This is a genomic window from uncultured Caballeronia sp. (genome assembly GCF_964243625.1).
Taxonomy (GTDB): domain Bacteria; phylum Pseudomonadota; class Gammaproteobacteria; order Burkholderiales; family Burkholderiaceae; genus Caballeronia.
Genome location: NZ_CAXTGZ010000001.1, coordinates 21,878 through 40,982, shown reverse-complemented (window position 1 = coordinate 40,982; position 19,105 = coordinate 21,878). Strand labels below are relative to the sequence as shown.

Here is a 19,105-nt window from a genome sequence, read left to right as displayed (position 1 = left end):
GCTCGGCGACAGGCGCAAGGAACGCCGGCGCCCACGGAATGTTCGCGGTCGGCGTCGAGAACCCGACGCTGACGCTGAGCAAATCCAGACCACCACGCTTGAAATTGCGGGCCAGTTCGATGGACTCTGCAAGCGTCTTTTCATCACGTCCGTCGTATTCGATCACGCCGAAACGCGCCGTCAGCGGCAGATGCTCGGGCCACACTTCGCGCACCGCGGCAAGCGTTTCCAGCAGGAAGCGGCTGCGGTTTTCAAGGCTGCCGCCGTAAGTGTCATCGCGCTGGTTCGAATGCGTCGAGAAGAAACTCTGGCCCAGATAGCCGTGCGCGAAGTGCAGTTCCAGCCACTCAAAGCCTGCATCACGAGCGCGCTTTGCAGCGGCCACGAAATCCTGGCGCACGCGCGCAATATCGTCGAGCGTCATGGCTGTCGGCACCTTGGACAAGCCGCCGCCAAACGCAACCGCCGACGGCGCGATGGTCGCCCAGCCGCGTGGATCGCTTTCCGCGATATGGTCGTCGCCTTCCCACGGACGGTTGGCGCTCGCCTTGCGGCCCGCGTGACCGATCTGGATGCCGGGCACGGCGCCTGCCGCCTTAATGGACGCCACCACCGGCACGAAAGCTTGCGCCTGTTCGTCGTTCCAAAGTCCCGTGCAGCCCGGCGTAATGCGGCCTTCCGGCGACACCGCCGTCGCTTCCACGATCACGAGCCCGGCGCCCCCACGCGCAAGCGCAGCCAGATGCACGCGATGCCAGTCGTTGATCAGCCCGTCGTCGGCCATGTACTGGCACATTGGCGGAACGGCGATTCGGTTGCGAAGGGAAACGTCTTTCAGCTTGAACGGCTCAAACAATGTCGGCATCTGCGAGGCTCCAAAAAATGCGCTGTTTCGATAGTTCGATAAAAATCGAATAACCGGAGTATCGCAGAATCCTTTACCATTTGCTTTATGCGCAACTATAACCATCCCGCCCCCAAGGACTTCGCCCTCGAGCGGATTTTCAATGCTCTCAGTGACCCGGTGCGTCTGGACATCGTGCGGCATCTGGCGCGCGTCACCGAGGCCACGTGCGGCGAACTGGACGGCGGCCGCCCGAAGTCGAGCATGTCGCATCACTTCAGGATCTTGCGCGACGCGGGTCTCGTGCAGACGCGCGTGGCTGGCACGGTTCACCAGAATACGTTGCGGCTCGATGAACTGGAAAGCCGGTTCCCTGGCCTCATGAAGGCCATCCTGGAACACCTGCTGGTGGAGGAAATGGTCTAAGGGCGTTGCGCAGGTTCAGACCATGCTGCGCAAGGGAGCGCAGTATCGGAAAATATGATCAGTCATCCTTACCACGCTGAAATGCCTTTACGATTTCGGCCTTGTGCTCGTGGTAGAACGCCATGTTCGCGGCGCTGGGGATCTTGGCTTTATCGACGTATTTCGCCTGCTTTGGATCGGCGAGCATTTCGTCTGTCATCTGCACGCGCATCAGGACGATCGCGCCGACAGCGGCCTGACGCGGCGTCAGGCCGTGTCTCTCGAGCGCGGCCTTGCTCGCGGGCGTCTTTGCAATCGACGCGCTCATTGCATCGATCGACGACAGCATTGCCGCGGCCTTTTTCGGATCATTTTCTTCGGCCCGCGCGCCGCCTTCAGCGGCGGCTGCTTCGAAGCGCTTGAGGAAGTCGTCAGTGAGCGTGAAGTTTTGAACCTCTTTCTGATCCGCGGGCGTGAGTGCGCGGGCGGGAAGGGAGGTTGCGAGCGCCACTGCAGGGAACACAATGACGCTCGCAAGCTTCAACCACCGTTTGATACGGCTTTTCATCACAACGCTCCTCTCAGGCATGCCGGCATGGCCGTCTCCGGCAATTCAGTTGATCTTCAGTTGACCTTCAATTGACCACCGCGGCCCAGTCCACCTTGAACGTCCTGCGCCTTGTAGCTGCGCAGGGCGACGACCATCTTGTTGTAGGCATCGATAAACGCCGCCACCGTCGCCTTGCCTTCCGGCGTCTTCGAAAAGCCGCCCAGACCGCCCGCAGCGCCGCCCAGTCCCGACAACGCCGCGCCATAGTTGGTCGCCGTCGCGTTACCTTCGGCGGCCGAAATCTGGACCGCCGAGCGTACGTCGAACAGCGTCAGGGTCACGACGGACGCGCGGCTCTGCATGCCGCCGGCCAGCCTGGCAATCGCAGCGTTCCCGACCAGGCCACCGAGCACGCCGGTGACGCCGCCAATGGCCGAGTCGTTGATGACGATCTGCGGTTCCATGTAGTAGTCCGCTGCAACGCGCTGTCCTTTCTGCTGTTTCGACCCGGCCCGATATTCCCCCGAGTTGCGCTGCAGCGACGTGATGCGCGAAATGCGCGCATCGGATTTCTGGTTGCCGATGGACGTGATCACAAAGCAGTTCGACTGCTGTACCGCGAGCCGCAGCAACGGGTCGATCGACGTCACTTGCGTGGCGCTGCCGAACGCGCCGAACCAGTCGGCGTTGCGGCCGTCATCGACCGCGATCGTGCCGAGGGGCGCAGTGCAACGTTCGAGCGTTTCATCGGCGCCGGCGCTCGTCGCGCCACCCGCTGCGCCCGAGACACCCGCGCTCTGACCGCCCGTGGATACCATGCCGCCGCAAGCGCTTAGCGATACCGTCAGGAGGACCGCAAGTACTTTCTTCACGCCGGGAAATTCTGAACTGAGAGTCATTTTATTAGCTGCGTTGTGAGTGATCGGCATGCGACTCGCCCGGCTTCGCGAGAAGCCGCAACCAGCCGTCTAAAAAGGAATGCTTAGTATCCGTACCAGCTACGCTGCTGCCAGCGACCGTAGTACGGATAGCCCGAAGACCAATAGCCGTAATAGACTGCTCGCCATTCGGTTTGCCATTTGTAGTAGGTCTCCTCTGACTTCTTTGCAGCTCTCGCTTGCTCAAGAAGTTTGCGCGACTCAGCATCGCCTCGCCCCGATGCAATCAGCAGCCATTTCTCGGCCTCGCGGGGATCTGATCCCATCTCTTCGAGGGCGAACAAATAGAAATTTCCCAGCGCTTTTTGCGCTTCGAGATCGCCGCTTTCAGCGGCCTTTCGCATCCACACGAGCGCTTGATAACTATCCTGACGCACACCGTCGCCGCGGAAATACCGAAGCCCCAGGTCGTAGGCCGCGCGAGGCTCTTTTTGCGCCGCCGACTCAAGCGCGGTGATGCGGCCATCGGTGTCCGCGTCATTGCCGTTTCCTGATGCCTCGAACGACACCTGACTTTTTGAGCGGTTGCTGCAACCCTGGTCGTCGCAAATCCGGACTTGATTGCTGTGTGACGGATTTTGGGCGCAGGCTGCCAGCGCCAGGGCGGCGCACAGCGCCAGCCAGCGAGACTTCATCTTGATCCCCGATGCGCTTTGTTTATTGAAACACTTTAGCCTGACGAATAAAGCCTGACGAATAAGGCGAGAAAATGGTAACAGCGAGGCGGCGATCCAATTTGCCTCACAGTCTCCAAAACCTGCCTGAGCGTCTCAAAAGCGGCGAATCAATCAAGCTTTCCGAGTACCTCTTTTAAAGAGCCAGCGTATTGGGCTGTATCGGTGGGACTAGAAGCTGATTTCTCAAACGAAGATCCCCGGTCGCGCGCCTCACGGGGCGAATAGCCGAATGCCTGGCGAAATGTCCGGCTGAAGTGCGATTCACTTTTAAAGCCGTATCCGAAAGCAAGGGTGGAAATCCGATAACCCGCACCAGCCGGGCTTTCGAGTATCTGGCGGATTTTGTCGAGCCGACGTTGTTGAATGTACGAAACAACGCCCGATTCACGACTAAACAACCGATAAAGCTGTGCGCGGGAAATGCCGACATCGCGGCAAATCAATGAGGGTGTGAGATCGGCCGATTTTAGGTTTGCATCGATAAACCGGCGCACCCGGTTAAAGACAGTTTGATTGATCTCGTTTTCCGCGTCGGCCAATGTTGCGATACATGGCGCAAGGGCGGCCGAAACCATGGCGAGCGTCGCTTGTTCCACATAAGGCATTTCCGCTGGCGCCAGGTTGGGCAACTGCCTGCGCAGCGCATGCATGTGATCGCCGAGCAGCGTGCTGAGCGCGCCTTCCAGTACGGTTCCGTGCAGGTTCGCCGACTTGATGCGCGGATCAAGAAGATCGCGTGCGATCGTCAATATGATCGTGTCGCCGGCAATGATCTCCGAATCGAGTTCCCGCGCGAGATCGAGGATATAAATCTTCGACGGCTCTGCATTGATCGTCGCCCGGGCGGCATATCCCGACAATGAATGTGTAATGCCGAGACAAAGGTAGAAGTGATCCAGTCCATCCCGTCGAATCATTTGCGATGGACGTTTGACGCTATACGCAACCGGATCATCCTCACCTGCCCACGTGCCGCATCCCATTAACAGCGAACCGACGTAACCGGTCGACAAATTGTAGTTAAAACGCTGGGAAGCCGGTTTTTCGATGCCTACGTCGAATATCGCATTGACTTCGTCCCGCCATACGTCGAACCGCTGGTCCTCGGAATAGGCGTCTGTCGAGAAATGGAAAAGATAAGGATTCAAATTTGAACTCCGAAGTCATGCCTGCACGAAGGGAAGTGATGAATACCATGTGAACGAATCTGAATAAGCCATTACGAGACGCATTATCCGTTTCTTACAGCGTTTGTGCAGACCGCGCAGCTTTCGTTGAGCGCGGAACGTTGGCGAAATCAAAAGCAGACAAGGGTAAACTCCCTCTATCCGGCGTGTTTTTGTGCTCATCTAATAAAAATGAATGTTGTTGACGACGTACATTTAGTCCCGGGCGATGCGCTGTCGCCCGTCGTTACCGCCATAGCACTTGCGTTACACCGCACCCCATTCAAACGAAGGAGCAAGACGATGGCCAAGGAAATCCTGGTGGCATTTGGTATTGACGTGGACGCTGTTGCCGGATGGCTCGGTTCATACAGCGGCGAGGATTCACCCGACGATATTTCCCGGGGCCTGTTCGCGGGCGAAGTCGGATCGATGCGCCTGCTCAAGCTCTTCGAGCGCGAAAAGATCAGGACAACGTGGTTCATTCCAGGTCATTCCATCGAAACATTCCCGGAGCAGATGAAAGCCGTCGCGGACGCCGGACACGAGATCGGCATTCACGGCTACAGCCACGAGAACCCGATCGCGATGACACCGGAACAGGAAGAGGCCGTGCTCGATCGCAGCATTGAACTGGTGACGCAGTTGTCCGGCCGTCGCCCGACCGGATACGTGGCGCCGTGGTGGGAGTTCAGCCCGGTATCGAACGAGTTGCTGGTCAAGAAGGGCATCAAGTACGACCACAGCCTGATGCACAACGACTTCCACCCGTACTACGTGCGCGTGGGCGATACGTGGACCAAGATCGACTACAGCAAGCATCCGAGCGCGTGGATGAAGCCGCTCGTACGCGGTCAGGAAACCGATCTGGTCGAGATTCCGGCGAACTGGTATCTCGATGACCTGCCGCCAATGATGTTCATCAAGAAGTCGCCCAACAGCCACGGCTTCGTGAACCCGCGTGACATCGAGCAGATGTGGCGTGATCAGTTCGACTGGGTGTATCGCGAGCATGACGACTATGCCGTGTTCCCGATCACCATTCACCCCGACGTTTCCGGCCGCCCGCAAGTGCTCCTGATGCTCGAGCGGCTGATCGAATACTTCCGTGGTCACGAAGGGGTGCGGTTCTGCACCTGCGACGAAATCGCCGACGACTTCCTGGCCCGCTTCCCGCGCGGCAAATAATCCGCTGCACCCACTCTTCGAAGAGAGCCATGATGAAAGAAAATCCGCTCGCTGCGTCCGGATTCAAGCTGGAAAAGATCCTGCCGGTCGATGTCAAACGCGCCACCATCGTCGCGTTTTTCGCCTGGGTGTTCGCTGTCTACGACTTCATCTTGTTTGGCACGCTGTTGCCGGAGATCGGCAAGCACTATGGCTGGGATGCCGCGATGCAAGCTGAGATCGCGACGCTGGTTGCCATCGGCACGGCAGTGATCGCGTTTGCGATCGGACCGGTGCTCGACCGTGCCGGGCGTAAGGCGGGACTGCTCTGGACGGTGGCGGGCGCGGCCCTGTGTTCTGGCCTGACGGTTGTCGGCGGAGCGCTCGGACAATGGCCGCTCGTGCTGATCCGCTCGCTATCGGGCCTGGGCTACGCCGAGGAAACCGTGAACGCGACTTACCTCAACGAGCTGTATTCGGCCGCCAACGATCCGCGCCTGAACCGCAACAAGGGCTTTATTTATAGCCTCGTGCAAGGCGGCTGGCCGATCGGCGCACTGATTGCGTCGGGACTGACGGCCGTGCTGTTGCCGCGCATCGGCTGGCAGGGCTGCTTCATCTTCGCGACGTTTCCTGCCATCGTGATCTTCTTCATGACGCGCCGCCTCAAGGAGAGCCCGCAGTTCCTGCTGCACAAGCGCATCAAGACTTTGCGCGAATCAGGCGATGACCACGGCGCACGGGCGCTCGCCGGCGAACATAGCGTGGACTACGAGCAGCACAGCCGCGCCGGGCTGCGTGAAGCGTTTCGCGGTACGTCGCTGCGCGCGACGCTCGTGCTGGGCGGCGGGATCCTGCTGAACTGGTCCGCCATCCAGGTCTTCAGCGTGCTCGGCACCACCGTGCTCACGCGCGTGCACAACGTGTCGTTCGAGAACTCGCTCTTGATCCTCGTGCTGTCGAACGTGATCGGCTACTGCGGGTATCTGAGCCACGGCTGGATCGGCGACAAGATCGGCCGCCGCAATACGCTCGCAATCGGCTGGATGCTCGGCGGGCTCGCATTCGCCGGCATGCTGCTCGGGCCAAGCAGCACAGGCGTGGTGGTCGCGTTGTATAGCCTCGGGCTCTTCTTCCTGATCGGGCCGTATTCGGCGGCGCTGTTTTTTATCGGAGAAAGTTATCCGACGTCCATTCGCGGCACGGGCAGCTCGATCGTCCACGCCATGGGTCCAATCGGCGCGATTCTCGCGGGCGTCGGCGTCACCGCGATGCTCAACCACGGCGGCGACTGGATGCACGCTGCGATCTGGTTCGGCGCCGTGCCGTGCTTCCTGTCCGGCGTGCTGATCTTCTTTGCAAAACACGTCAATCCCGAGGAAGTCAAATGAGCGCGGAACAAGGGGTACAGAACAAAGGAGTGCGGCGGGTCGCGATCGTGACCGGTGCGGCAAGCGGGATTGGCCACGCGCTTGCCGTCGCTTACGCAAAGGCTGGCGTGGCAGTTGTCGGCGGTTATTTTCCCGGCGATCCGCACGATCCTTCGCAGACGGAACAAGCGGTGCGCGAGGCGGGCGGCGAGTGCGTGATGCAGCCGGTCAACGTGACGTCGGCTGACGAAGTCGAGGCCTTCGCCACGCTCGCCGTAGAGCGTTTCGGCAGGCTTGACTAGGCGGTCGCCAACGCGGGCTTGCTGCGCCAGGCGGCGCTCACCGAGATGAGCGACAACCAGTGGTTCGAGATGCTCGACGTCGACCTGAGCGGCGTGATGCGGACCTTCCGCGCGGCGGCGCGTCATATCGAGGATCATGGTTCGATGGTCGCGGTTTCATCCATTGCCGGGGGTGTGTACGGTTGGGAACAACATGCGCATTATTCTGCTGCGAAAGCAGGCGTGCCGGGTCTGTGCCGGGCGGTCGCAATGGAGCTGGCTCCGCGCGGTGTGCGCTGCAACGCCGTGATTCCCGGGCTGGTCGAAACGCCCCAATCGCTCGATGCCGTCAACTCGCTCGGTCCCGATGGCCTGCGCGAGGCGGCGCGCACGATTCCGTTAAAACGTGTCGGGCGGCCCTCCGAGATCGCGGCGCTGATCCGCTTCCTGACAAGCGATGACGCGTCCTATATCACGGGCCAGTCGATCATCGCCGACGGCGGCCTCACCGTGCGCTGGCCGGGCTAGGGAGAATTCGAATGACCACTTTGTTTTCACTCGATGGCCGCCGCGCGGTCGTCACGGGCGCGGCGAGCGGCATTGGCGCGGCGATTGCAAAGCTGTATGCATCGGCGGGGGCGCGTTTGCTGCTTGCCGATCGCGACGCGGCACGCCTTGCCATTCAGGCCGATCTATGTCGCGCGGCCGGTGCAACCGTGGAAACGGTGCAGGCCGACGTGGGCGTTGAAGCGGAGGCGAACCGCATTATCGATACATGTATTGAAGCGTTCGGCGGCATCGATATCCTCGTGAACAACGCCGGCATGCTCACCCAGGCGCGCTGCACGGACCTCACGACCGAGATGTGGGACGACATGATGCGCGTCGACTTGCGCAGCGTATTCTTGTGTACGCGGCGCGCGCTGCCGTTCATGACCGCGCAACGCTGGGGCCGCGTGATCAACATTGCGTCGCAGCTCGGCATCAAGGGCGGCGCGGAGCTGTGCCATTACTCGGCGGCGAAGGCGGGCGTGATCGGCTTTACGATATCGCTCGCGCTGGAAGTGGCGCCCGACAACGTGCTCGTCAACGCAATCGCGCCGGGACCGATCGAGACGCCGCTCGTGGATGGCATTAGCGAAGCGTGGAAAAAAGCCAAGTCCGCGGAATTGCCGTTGCGCCGTTTCGGTCTTGCTGATGAGGTTGCGCCGACGGCTTTGCTGCTGGCGTCCGATCCCGGCGGCAATATTTTCGCGGGCCAGACGCTTGGACCGAATTCCGGCGATGTCATGCCGTGATGCATCCCTGATCTTCAGGAGGAAAAAGCATGTGCGGCATGTGCGGACTGCTTGGCGGCGGTAACCATTGGTCGAACACGACCGCGCCGGCGGCAGGCGCGAACCCGCGGCGCCAGCGCCTTATCCAGGCCGCGCTCGCCAATCGCGTGCTGGTGCCGTTGCGGCTGAAACTCGATGACTTTCACGGGCAGTCGTTCCTGTTGTCGTCGCCCACGGGCGCGAGCGAACTGGTCAGTGATTTCTCGCAAGTGTGGCGAGTCGCCGAGCGCATGCTCGGGCAGCCGCTCGATCCACTGACGCTCTTCACCGACATCGGTAACGATAAGGCCGCCCCATGAGCCTCGCTTACGACATCCTGCCGCTCACGCTCGTGACGGGCTTTCTCGGCAGCGGAAAATCGACCTTGCTCGCCGATGTCCTGCAAGGCGACGCCGCGCGTGACACGGCGGTCCTCGTCAACGAGTTCGGCGATGTCGGCCTGGACCATCTGCTGATAGGTGAAGTCGATGCACGCACCGTCCTGCTCGATAACGGTTGCGTCTGCTGCTCCATTCGCGGCGAGTTGAAAGACGCGCTCGCCACGCTTTTTTCACAGCGCGCGCGTGGCGACGTGCCGCCGTTCTCTCGCGTGGTGCTGGAGACAACGGGACTGGCGACGCCTGCGCCGATCATCGCAACCTTGCTCGCCGATCCGGTGATCCGCAGCCACTATGCGCTCAACGCGACGATCACCGTGGTCGATGCAGTGAACGCGCACGAGCAGCACGCACGGTATCCTGAATGGCTCGCGCAAGTGACGGCGGCCGACCGTTTGCTCATCAGCAAACCGGATCTCGTCGATGAACTCCGGCTCACGGAACTGGCCCGCATGCTCACGGCGCTCAATCCGGCCGCGGACGTGCTGATCCGCGGCGATGCAGCGACCGCACAAGGCGTGGATGGCCATGACGGGCGGGCGCTCCTTGACATGCTGTTTGCATCGGCGAGTTCCATTGATCTGATCAGGCGGATTGGCGGCGTCCAGCGTCGCGCTGCTGCGAAAGGCGGAGCGCTTGCGCATCGCGGCGAGCAGGCATCGACCATTCAATCCTTCTGCATGCAGGTCGATATACCTCTCGACTGGCAGGTCTTCACCCTCTGGTTCACGATGCTTCTCAACCGTCACGGTGATAAGATTTTGCGTGTGAAGGGGCTGCTCTGCATTGCAGACTCGGACCGTCCGGCCGTGCTGCATGCGGTGCAGCATCTCGTTCATCCCGTGCTGCACCTGGATGCATGGCCGCCGGCGGGCGAGGGTCCGCGGCGCTGTTCCCGGCTCGTGTTCATCACCGAAGGTCTCGGCCGCGACGCAATAGAAGCGTCGTATGCGCGGTTCCAACACCATCTGGAAGAAGCCGTTCATTGAAAGCGAAGCCAGCGTCGCCCAAGTCCAGTTCTCCCGCCTCGGCCGCGATTCATCCGGGGAAAGTCGAATTGCGCGTGCTCGGCACTACCGTCACGTTGCAGGAACATATCCGCAAGCAGGCCGAGCAGGAGCTTGGCATCAAGTTGCGGTTTATCGTCGACGATGGTTTTGCGGTCCAGCGCGCGGGCGTCATGCATCCCGATCGCTACGAGGTCTACGACCAGTGGTTTCACAGCATCGACTGCCTGTGGCCGGCGCGTGCGCTGCAGCCCATCGATGTCTCGCGTATCCGCCGCTGGGACGAGATCAATTCCCTGCCGCGAACTGGCCAGCTCGCCAATCACGCGTGTACCAACGCGGGCAGCGTGCCCGTCGACCGCCTTTACGTGCAGCCCGATAACTCGCTCGCGCGCACGCCCACGGAGCGCATCAGCATGTTGCCGCTCACGCATAACGCCGACAGTTTCGTTTATCTGGAAGACGCATTGCCGCCCGCGCTGCAAGGCACGCCGGAAAGCTGGGCGTGGCTGCTCGCGCCCGAACTGAGCGGCCGGGTCGCGCTGCAGGCGGACGCGGCGATCGGCGCCATCGATGCCGCCCTGGCCGTTGAAGCTGCAGGGCTGATGAAGTTCGCCGATATCGGCAACCTGAGCATCGAGGAGATCGACGCGTTGATCGATACGCTGATCGGTTTCAAGCAGCGCGGGCATTTCGCGGGCTTCTGGTCCACCTTCGCCGAGGCCGCGCAACTGATGATTGCGAACAAGGTCGCGATCCAGAGTATCTGGTCGCCGGCGACCGTGGAACTCGAGCGCGCGGGGCTGCGCTTCCGGCTGGCGAGTCCGCAGGAGGGGTATCGTGCGTGGTTCGGCGGCATGGCGCTTTCGCGTCTCGCGCGCGGCCGGGTGCTGGACGCCGCTTATGAGTACCTCAACTGGTGGCTCGACGGCTGGGCCGGCGCGACCATGGCGCGGCAAGGTTTCTACATCTCGAACCCCGAACGTTCACGCGAGCATCTTGACGACGCAGAATGGGCTTACTGGTACGATGGCAAGCCCGCGGCGGCCGAACTTCCCGGGCCGGTCAGCCGGCATCTGGTGGCCGCCGGCCAGCAGCGCGACGGCGGCAATTACATGGCGCGCATGGGCCGTATCGCCGTGTGGGATTCCGTGATGGACGAGCATAATTACCTGGTGCGACGCTGGAACGATTTCATGCGCGCCTGATGGAACAACGCCGGCAGCAACCATGATCCAACGATGACAAGAAGCGCACGCGGCGCGCTCAAGCAGCCGGGCCGCACTGAAAAATCCGACATCCGCGCGCCAGACTCGATGGCAGGGTCTGCGTCTGGGTCTGCGTCCGATCCTGCGCAGGAAACATCGGGCGACACCGACACGCGGCTGCGCTACCGGCTGATCCACGACCAGTTGAAGAGCGCGATTGCGCTTGGCCGTATCGCGCCCGGGCTCGTGCTCCTCGAAGGACCTGTCGCGCGTATTTTCGGCACGAGCCGCGTGCCTGTGCGCAAGGCGTTCGAGATGCTGCACGCCGGAGGTTTGCTGCATACCTTTGAAGGGCGCGGTTACCTCGTTGCGCATCCCGATGGCCGCATCCCCGATCCCGTCCGGGCACCGCTTTCGGAAGCCGCGCTCGGTTTCGAGGAGGCACAGGCGCCGCTCGAACTGCCGTCCAACAGCGAGCGGATCTATCACGCGCTGGAAGCGGCCGTTTCGATTGCGGTTGCATTCGGGCATTATCGGATCGATGAAAGCCTTGCTGCCGAGGTGTTCGGCGTCAGCCGTGGCGCCGTACGCGAAGCACTGAGCCGGCTGCGCGATTTTGGTCTCGTGGAGAAATCCGCGTACTCTCACTGGCTTGCCGGCCCGCTGACCGCGCGGGCGGTGTCTCAGGATTACGAGCTGCGTGTATTGCTCGAACCCGCGGCGTTGCGCGCCGGCTATGCGAAGCTTTCACGCGAGACGATCGACGCTGCGTGTGATGAAATTGAACGGGCGATCCTCGATCCTGATTCGATCGATGCCGATGGCCTTCAGCAACTCGAAACCACCTTGCACGTGGACTTTTTGCAGCATGCGCCCAACAAGAAGCTGCTGGTCACTATCGACCGGGCGCTGATGCCGCTCACGGTGAATCATGCGTTTTTCAACGCGTTCAATCTCCATCCGGAACTTGCTACGCTGATCGAGCATCGCGCGGTTTTATTCGCGCTGCGAGACGCAGATATCGATACCGCCGCGCGGGCGCTCCTGCTGCACCTGCATGCGGCGCAGAAGCGGACCTTGCAGCGGCTCAAGGTGCTAGCGGTGCTGCCCGAACCCGACCTGCCTTTGTATATGCAGCGGATCGTTTAGCGCGCGTGGCCATGAAACGCCGTTCAACCGGGAGACGCCCTTGAAAACGCTGACGGAGCAACTCACTCAATACGCGGCCTATCATCGCGACCGTCGTAACGTCGCCACGCATTTCGTAGGCATTCCCATGATCGTACTTGCGCTCGCGGTGCTTCTCAGCCGGCCCGTGTGGATGACCGCCGAGCTGCCGTTTGCGCTTTCGCCGGCGTGCGCCTTGTTCCTCGCGGCGACGCTCTACTATCTTGTCCTCGATGTCCAGCTTGGCATCATCATGGCGATCGTTTCCGTGCTGTGCCTGGCCGTCGGGCAATGGCTCGCCGCACAGTCCACGGTTGTCTGGCTGGTCACGGGGGCAGGGCTCTTCCTGACTGGATGGGTGCTGCAGTTCGTGGGACATATGGCGTATGAGCATCGCAAGCCGGCTTTCGTGGACGATGTCATCGGCCTGATGATCGGGCCTTTGTTCGTGCTGGTCGAAGCGCTGTTCCGGTTTGGCTGGCGTCCCGCCTTGCATCGTGCGATCAGGGCAGATGAGCGCGATTGAGCGCTACCGGGTCGTATAGACGCAAGAGCACTGCAACGTCCCTTCAATGCGCGCATTGCGCGGTCATTCTCGAATCTCGTCACACGGTCGTGTTTGCCGGAACGTAGAGCCAAAACTCGTGCCGCCATCCAGGCTTGTGCCGTCCTTGTCCTCGATCCTCGGGAGACAAACTGGCCGACTCCGGTTTTTTTTCGCTCTGAAGTACGCCATTGAACAGGTGTCTCACGGCCATTCGCAAGCAAGCAAAGTCTTACCCACACGGTCAGCAGGGGATGGTTTCAGCGAGCCGTTTAATGCGATGTTATGTTGCAGCAAGCTTTCGTTGGCGATGCGCATACCGCTTGACGAACCCATCTTCTGTACGCTCTTCCAAGCCAAATCATGTTGACGGAAAACACATCCTCTATCGGCGACGTCCTGCCCGAAAGCGACACTCCTTCCTCGCTGCGCCAGTGGTTATCGGTGGCGGCGGTGACGCTCGGCGCATTTGCATTTGTCACGACCGAGTTCCTGCCGGTGGGACTTCTACCTTATGTATCGCGCGAACTGGGCGTCTTGCCCGGTACCGCGGGCCTGATGGTGACGACGCCCGGCATCATCGCAGCGATATCGGCGCCCGGGCTGATGCTCGGAGCCGGGCGCATGGATCGACGGCATGTTTTTCTACTGCTGACGGCGATGTTGCTGGCATCGAACCTGTTATCCGCATTCGCTTCCAACTTTGGCGTGATGCTGTTGGGGCGCGCGTTGCTCGGCGCCGCGCTGGGCGGTTTCTGGACGCTGGCGACATCCGCTGCAAGGCGGCTCGTCGAACCCCGCGATGCAGCCAGGGCAATGGCAACGATACTCACCGGCGTCACCTGCGCGACCGTCATTGGCGTGCCGCTGGGGACGTTCATTGCGGGGCTTGCGTCGTGGCGGGTATCGTTCATGGCAACCGGTGGCCTCGTCGCCGTGGCCCTCATTGCGCAGTTGCTGATGGTGCCGTCGCTGCCGTCATCGACAGCACTGCGCTTCAGCGATCTCACGAAATTGCTTAAGCAATCGCATTCGAGGAAGAGCCTGCTGATGGTGGCCCTTGTTTTCGCCGGCCACTTTGCGTCCTTTACATACGTCACACCATTTTTGCTTGGCGATGCGCATCTCGACATATCGACGATCACCTGGTTATTGCTCGGCTTCGGTGTGATCGGATTCGTGTCGAACTTTGCGGCATCGGCGACCGTGGTCAGGAACCTCAAGATGACGACGGCGACCATGATCTTCATCCTGGCGGCCGCGTTGTTGCTGATGCCCGTATTTCAGCATTGGCAACTGGGCGTAAGCGCGATCGTTCTGGCATGGGGTATCGCGTTCGGCGCGCTTCCGCTTTGCTTCAGCGTCTGGATCCAGCGCGCGACGCCAGATCAACCGGAAGCAGGTTCGGCGCTCTTTGTCAGCATCATTCAGCTCGCGATTGCGGCGGGGTCGCTGGTCGGCGGAACGGTGGTCGATCGCGCCGGCATTCCCGCCGACTTCTTGCTCGGCGGCTCGCTTTCGCTGCTGGGGCTCGTGGCGCTGTTGAGCATTGGCGCGCGCAAGGAGACGGCGTCGGCGGTGCCGGTTCCGTGCAACGCGACGCCTGAGTGAAGCAGAGACTGGCGTTGTCGCGGGTTATCGAGCGTTATCGCGAGTGCGACTTGAACGCTTCGCCGCCGATACCCGCGTGATCCACCGCGGCAATCCGGTTGCGGCCATTGTCTTTCGCCTGGTACAACTGGGCATCGACAAGATTGATGAACGCCGTTGCATCCATTCGGTCAGTCGGGACGATCGTGCCCACACCAAAGCTCGCTGTCACACGCTGGTTATGGGGTGAGCGCACGTGCGCAATCGCCTCGTCCGAGATCAGCGCGCGGCAGCGTTCGGCGATCCTCACGGCGTTTTCGGCGGGCATATTGGCTAGGACCAGGATGAATTCCTCGCCGCCGAATCGCGCAAGGAAAGCGTCCGGGCCGGCCGCTTCGCCCAGTACGCGTGCGACGAGCTTGAGGCATTCGTCGCCTTGCAGATGCCCGTAGTAGTCGTTGTATGACTTGAAGAAATCGATATCGGCCATGATCAGCGAAAGCGGCGTGCCCGAAGCCTTCGCCGCAGCCCATTCGCGCTCCATGACGCCGTCGAACATGCGGCGATTGCCCGTGTCGGTGAGGCTGTCGTGGAATGACAGTCTTTCCAGTTCTTTTTGCAATTGCGCGAGCTTTTCTTCGTTGCGTTTGCGTTCGCTGATATCAAACATGAAGCCGACGAGGGAATCGACTTCGCCATTCACATTGCGCACCACGTGCACGACGTCGCGCAGCCAGACATAACCGCCGTCGCGTGTAAGCGCCCGGTAATCGGCTTCATGATCGGAGCCGGCCTTCGATTGCGCGACGCAGAAGTCCACGACCGATTCGCGATCGTCTGGATGCATGCGTTCCGCCCAGTCGTTGACGTTTTTCCAGCTCGACGGCGGCCAGCCTAACAGTCCTTCGATCTGCGGGCCGATGTAGGCAAATTCCATGGTGGCCCAGTGGATTTTCCACGGGATCGCTTTGGTGGATTCGAGCAAGGTCCGGTAGACGGCGCTGTCGTCGTCTCCGAAAACGCGGCTGGGCGCAGCCGGGGACGCGCCGTGCGACAGGAAGGCGGCCTTCAGGTTGCCTGGATTGTCTTGCTTGCTGTCGGGACTGTCTTGGTCGGTCATTTGGCGGCGGTTTTTGATTTTGTGGCTTTGCGGTTGCGGGAGTGCCTGATGATGTTAACGGCAGCGGACGCCTGTCAGTAAAGATTTTGTTTTGAAGCGTTCCACAAGTGATGCGCACAGGCGTTCTTGTATCATCGTGCGACCTTCTTCACGCACGCATGCCAAACGCACATGTCAGACTATCTCGACGCTCCAGCTCTTCTAACGATCGCATTGGCCGCGGAGTCGCAAGCCGCAGCGCCATGCAATTGCACGCGAACGCCGCTTGACGGCTGGAACTCGCAGCCGGTTTCCCTCGACGAGGATCGGCTTCAGGAAGCGGGCACGCTTTGCGTAGCCGGCGACCCTGAGCCGAGCTATCAGGAATACCTGCCCCAAGGCGTCGATTACTGGTCATCAGAAGCACCTATCGCACCGCGATATTTTCCCTACAACCGCTGCACCGTATGGCAGTGCACGCAATGCAGCCGGCTTTATCTTCGATACACGGAAGGCGGCGGTTATTTTGTCGATCGCCGGATCCGTGCAGTGCGTTCCGCACTCATTCAGGACGTTCCCCTTTAGAAGGTCCAGATCGGAGTATCGTCCGGCGGAAGATTCGCTACCGTCCACGGCACGCTTCGAACCGCTCGCGAGAGGCTCCGCATTTACAGACCCGAAGTTCGGCTGACAGCATCGGGACTGTCCGAAAACGTCCTGTACTCGTCTGCTTCAGGCCTCGCGTGAACGCCTCCTTCGTTTTAGCATGAGAGTCATCCTGCAACGAACCAAGAGGTAGAACGAAAGCCCATGATCACCACTGCACTCATCGTCATCGATGCACAGGAATCATTCCGACATACTCTCTATTGGTCCGAAACGGACCTGTCTTCATACATCGACCGGCAGCAGGCGTTGATTGACGGCTGCGTTGCGCACGGCGTACCGGTGGTCCGTATATTCCATGTCGAGGAGCAGGGGGCGTTTTCACTTGCGTCCGGCCATGTCAGGACGCTGGAGGAGCTGTCGATCTCACCCGCCGCGACATTCCACAAGCATCGCCACAGCGCGCTTGCGGGCACTGCGCTCGCGTCCTGGCTGATCGCACAGGGAATCGGACGATTGATCGTCAGCGGGATCAGAACGGAGCAATGCTGCGAAACGACCTCGCGCCACGCATCCGACAGCGGCTTTAAAGTCGACTTCGTTAGCGAAGCGACGCTGACCTTTGCAATGACCCATCCTCGTAGCGGGCGGACGTACACTCCACAAGACATCCGCGAGCGCACTGAACTCGTGCTCGAGGGACGCTTCGCTCGTATTGCGACTGTTGGAGAAGCACTCGAGGCGTTGCCTCGACCCTTGGTCGCGTAGTTTCGAAGACGCGAGCGCTCATTGCATACACGATGTGAATCACTGAAACCGGTACGACCGATGCAGAAGTTGTCGCAACGAAAGGAAAGCGGTCCAATGAAGCTGAGAACTCGTACCGGTCACGCGGAGGACCGCACAATTCCGGTGTTGTTCGTGCTGCTGCCCAATGTGCTGATGCTCGATCTCGCGGGTCCTGCGGAAGTGTTGAGGCTCGCATCGCAACTCAATGCAGAGGAAGCGGGTGGCCCCTTCCGCCGCTTCCAACTGAGCTACGTCGGCCCGGTTGCTTGCGTGCAAACTTCGATCGGCTTGACGCTTGAGGGTATCAAGCCGTTGCCCGAATCGCTTCCCGCAGACGCGATCGTTGTGATCGTCGGAGTGAGTTCGTCCATCGATACCATCAGGCGGCGAAAATTCGACGCGGCGTCCGACGCGGTCACGGACTGGCTGACCCACGTCGTCGCGCCCATCAAGAACCGCGTGATGTGCGTGTGTTCGGGGGCTTTGATTGCCGCGCGTGCGGGACTGCTGAATGGGCGGCAGTGCACCACTCATCATGCGTTGTGTGACGCGTTGCAAGCCATTGCACCCACTGCGAAAGTTCTGGAGAACCGGCTTTATGTATCGGACGGTTTGATCAGCACCAGTGCCGGCATCACGGCCGGGATCGACCTGATGCTCCAAATGCTCGCTGAACTCGCAGGCCCGCGCGCAGCGTGCGCAGTCGCGCGTGACATGGTGGTCTACATGCGCCGTACCGGCACCGATCCTCAGTTGTCGCCATGGATCACCGGCCGCAACCATCTGCATCCTGCGCTGCATCGGGTACAAGATGCAATTGCGGGCGACCCGGCGCGCGACTGGAATGTAGCGCAGATGGCGAGCATTGCTTGCAGTAGCACGCGGCACTTGGCGCGTCTATTCCATGAATATGCCGGAATGAGCCCTGTAGACTACATTCACGGCCTGCGTGTAGCGCTCGCACGCGAATTGATCGCCCAATCTTCGCTCGACATGGAGGCGGTGGCCGAGCGTGCTGGTTTCGGGTCTGCACGGCACATGCGACGTATCTGGCGCAAGTACGACGAGGCAACGCCGTCGAACAGCCGTCGTGCAAGCGCAGAGGTTTCGTGATCGGGCGAGACATGGCAGATGGCAGTCAGATCGCGGTGCAGCGGAACTTACGTCTCCGGATTTGCGATGTCAGCTTCAACGATCTGCATGCCGAGCGCCGTCGCTGCGCGAAGCGCTTGCTCCTTGTCGTCGAAGGGACCAATTGTGGGGGCGCCTTCAAAAGGAAAAAGGAGGCGGCTATCGTTCTTCCTGACAACCTTGAGCGAACCCACGAAGCGGCCATGCATCAATCGATAAGTGGCATAGATTGCAAAGTCGTCATGGCTCCTGGCTTGACGTGCGGTACTGACGGCGTCGTTGCGGGAAAACAATAACTTGGGTTTTATTCCAGCTTGTCGCATGGGATTCCTCCGGCGATCGAACTGAAAGGTGCAGCGTTGTTGATGTGATGAAATGCCCGTCATGCTTCAAGCTTGACGGGGGCATTCCGGCTTGATGGCAAAAAGTCGCTGCAGGTCGCAACGCGTTTTGTTTTAGTCATTTGACGGATTGTCCGGATCGACAGCGCCTTTGCTTACGTTGTCTTTGAAGTCCGCCAGATCTTTTTTATTTGAGCCGTTCGTGATCTCGACTTGTCCTTTGAGTTCGAGATCTTCGTTGCCAGTGAGCTTGCCTACCGTGAAATCAGCAACTCCTTTGAGCTGCTCCTTTACACCCTCGACCTTATCTCTGTCCATTTCCATCTCCGATGGTCAATTGCAAACCGCATATCGAACCGCTTGATACCTGGTTGCGTTGTTAAATTGCTGCTTGTCCCAAGCCGAAATCAGCGCCAGGAAGACCGCGACGTCGGCCTTATCCTCGCCGACAGTCGCGAGGCCATTGCCGCCATCGTGGCGAGAAATTTCCGTTTTATATAACTGCAACTGC

The 19,105-nt window shown here is 60.5% G+C and carries 21 protein-coding genes and 1 pseudogene; 14 read left to right on the top strand and 8 right to left on the bottom strand.

The window, feature by feature from the left end; all coding sequences use genetic code 11:
• Positions 1 to 865, bottom strand: an 865-nt coding sequence (locus tag ACFFAR_RS00210) for an NADH:flavin oxidoreductase/NADH oxidase (RefSeq protein ID WP_375507370.1), incomplete at its 3' end; no start/stop codon positions are given.
• An 87-nt stretch (positions 866 to 952) separates the two neighbouring features.
• On the opposite strand from ACFFAR_RS00210, the gene ACFFAR_RS00205 reads away from it, so the two are divergent.
• The gene (locus ACFFAR_RS00205) at positions 953 to 1,270 is read left to right on the top strand and encodes an ArsR/SmtB family transcription factor (protein WP_375507369.1); all 318 of its coding nucleotides are present in this window, start codon (positions 953 to 955) and stop codon (positions 1,268 to 1,270) included.
• A 58-nt stretch (positions 1,271 to 1,328) separates the two neighbouring features.
• On the opposite strand, the gene ACFFAR_RS00200 is transcribed toward ACFFAR_RS00205, so the two are convergent.
• From ACFFAR_RS00200 to ACFFAR_RS00185, 4 genes are all read right to left on the bottom strand, one after another.
• Complete coding sequence (locus tag ACFFAR_RS00200) at positions 1,329 to 1,817, bottom strand: hypothetical protein (protein ID WP_174365487.1); 489 nt, start codon at positions 1,815 to 1,817, stop codon at positions 1,329 to 1,331.
• A 56-nt stretch (positions 1,818 to 1,873) separates the two neighbouring features.
• The gene (locus ACFFAR_RS00195) at positions 1,874 to 2,617 is read right to left on the bottom strand and encodes a hypothetical protein (RefSeq protein WP_375507373.1); all 744 of its coding nucleotides are present in this window, start codon (positions 2,615 to 2,617) and stop codon (positions 1,874 to 1,876) included.
• Between the two features lie 164 nt (positions 2,618 to 2,781).
• On the bottom strand, positions 2,782 to 3,372 hold the full coding sequence (locus ACFFAR_RS00190) for an SEL1-like repeat protein (protein ID WP_174365489.1): 591 nt from the start codon (positions 3,370 to 3,372) through the stop codon (positions 2,782 to 2,784).
• Positions 3,373 to 3,521: 149 nt separating this feature from the next.
• Positions 3,522 to 4,562 carry a helix-turn-helix domain-containing protein gene (locus tag ACFFAR_RS00185; protein ID WP_174362271.1) on the bottom strand — a complete coding sequence of 347 codons (1,041 nt, stop codon included), beginning with the start codon at positions 4,560 to 4,562 and terminating at the stop codon, positions 3,522 to 3,524.
• Positions 4,563 to 4,883: 321 nt separating this feature from the next.
• On the opposite strand from ACFFAR_RS00185, the gene ACFFAR_RS00180 reads away from it, so the two are divergent.
• From ACFFAR_RS00180 to ACFFAR_RS00135, 10 genes and pseudogenes are all read left to right on the top strand, one after another.
• Positions 4,884 to 5,768, top strand: a complete 885-nt coding sequence (locus tag ACFFAR_RS00180; protein WP_062001952.1) for a polysaccharide deacetylase — start codon at positions 4,884 to 4,886, stop codon at positions 5,766 to 5,768.
• A gap of 29 nt (positions 5,769 to 5,797) precedes the next feature.
• Positions 5,798 to 7,138, top strand: a complete 1,341-nt coding sequence (locus ACFFAR_RS00175; RefSeq protein WP_075357617.1) for an MFS transporter — start codon at positions 5,798 to 5,800, stop codon at positions 7,136 to 7,138.
• Positions 7,135 to 7,926 (top strand): annotated as a pseudogene (locus ACFFAR_RS00170) (SDR family NAD(P)-dependent oxidoreductase). The gene ACFFAR_RS00175 and the pseudogene ACFFAR_RS00170 overlap by 4 nt, the downstream one beginning before the upstream one ends.
• Positions 7,927 to 7,937: 11 nt before the next feature.
• Positions 7,938 to 8,696 (top strand): SDR family NAD(P)-dependent oxidoreductase, encoded by a 759-nt coding sequence (locus ACFFAR_RS00165; protein ID WP_174362272.1) that lies wholly within the window; start codon positions 7,938 to 7,940, stop codon positions 8,694 to 8,696.
• Positions 8,697 to 8,725: 29 nt separating this feature from the next.
• Entirely contained in the window at positions 8,726 to 9,034 is a 309-nt protein-coding gene (locus ACFFAR_RS00160; RefSeq protein ID WP_174362273.1) for a hypothetical protein, read from the top strand.
• A complete protein-coding gene (locus ACFFAR_RS00155; protein ID WP_174362274.1) occupies positions 9,031 to 10,101 on the top strand; it encodes a GTP-binding protein in 1,071 nt (356 codons plus the stop codon). Before ACFFAR_RS00160 ends, ACFFAR_RS00155 begins: the two co-directional genes overlap by 4 nt.
• A gap of 47 nt (positions 10,102 to 10,148) precedes the next feature.
• Positions 10,149 to 11,327, top strand: a complete 1,179-nt coding sequence (locus ACFFAR_RS00150; protein WP_375507372.1) for a PotD/PotF family extracellular solute-binding protein — start codon at positions 10,149 to 10,151, stop codon at positions 11,325 to 11,327.
• Positions 11,328 to 11,360: 33 nt separating this feature from the next.
• Positions 11,361 to 12,476 carry a GntR family transcriptional regulator gene (locus tag ACFFAR_RS00145; protein ID WP_174362275.1) on the top strand — a complete coding sequence of 372 codons (1,116 nt, stop codon included), beginning with the start codon at positions 11,361 to 11,363 and terminating at the stop codon, positions 12,474 to 12,476.
• Between the two features lie 40 nt (positions 12,477 to 12,516).
• The gene (locus ACFFAR_RS00140) at positions 12,517 to 13,020 is read left to right on the top strand and encodes an Mpo1-like protein (protein WP_174362276.1); all 504 of its coding nucleotides are present in this window, start codon (positions 12,517 to 12,519) and stop codon (positions 13,018 to 13,020) included.
• Between the two features lie 381 nt (positions 13,021 to 13,401).
• Positions 13,402 to 14,649 (top strand): MFS transporter, encoded by a 1,248-nt coding sequence (locus tag ACFFAR_RS00135; protein WP_174362277.1) that lies wholly within the window; start codon positions 13,402 to 13,404, stop codon positions 14,647 to 14,649.
• A 34-nt stretch (positions 14,650 to 14,683) separates the two neighbouring features.
• Here the strand turns inward: ACFFAR_RS00135 and ACFFAR_RS00130 are convergent, their stop codons facing one another.
• Positions 14,684 to 15,748: a diguanylate cyclase domain-containing protein gene (locus ACFFAR_RS00130; protein WP_375507368.1), complete on the bottom strand. Its 1,065-nt coding sequence runs from the start codon at positions 15,746 to 15,748 to the stop codon at positions 14,684 to 14,686.
• Between the two features lie 171 nt (positions 15,749 to 15,919).
• Here ACFFAR_RS00130 and ACFFAR_RS00125 point away from each other — a divergent pair, with 171 nt between their 5' ends.
• The 3 genes from ACFFAR_RS00125 (at position 15,920) to ACFFAR_RS00115 (ending at position 18,235) form a co-directional block, all read left to right on the top strand.
• Positions 15,920 to 16,312 carry a hypothetical protein gene (locus ACFFAR_RS00125; RefSeq protein ID WP_174362279.1) on the top strand — a complete coding sequence of 131 codons (393 nt, stop codon included), beginning with the start codon at positions 15,920 to 15,922 and terminating at the stop codon, positions 16,310 to 16,312.
• A gap of 225 nt (positions 16,313 to 16,537) precedes the next feature.
• Positions 16,538 to 17,101: an isochorismatase family protein gene (locus tag ACFFAR_RS00120; RefSeq protein WP_174362280.1), complete on the top strand. Its 564-nt coding sequence runs from the start codon at positions 16,538 to 16,540 to the stop codon at positions 17,099 to 17,101.
• Positions 17,102 to 17,197: 96 nt separating this feature from the next.
• Entirely contained in the window at positions 17,198 to 18,235 is a 1,038-nt protein-coding gene (locus ACFFAR_RS00115; RefSeq protein ID WP_174362281.1) for a helix-turn-helix domain-containing protein, read from the top strand.
• A 47-nt stretch (positions 18,236 to 18,282) separates the two neighbouring features.
• Here the strand turns inward: ACFFAR_RS00115 and ACFFAR_RS00110 are convergent, their stop codons facing one another.
• Positions 18,283 to 18,576 (bottom strand): DUF6723 family protein, encoded by a 294-nt coding sequence (locus tag ACFFAR_RS00110; RefSeq protein ID WP_375507367.1) that lies wholly within the window; start codon positions 18,574 to 18,576, stop codon positions 18,283 to 18,285.
• 132 nt (positions 18,577 to 18,708) lie between these two features.
• Positions 18,709 to 18,912, bottom strand: coding sequence for a CsbD family protein (locus ACFFAR_RS00105; RefSeq protein WP_075357610.1), 204 nt, complete (start codon positions 18,910 to 18,912; stop codon positions 18,709 to 18,711).
• Positions 18,913 to 19,105: the final 193 nt, after the last annotated feature.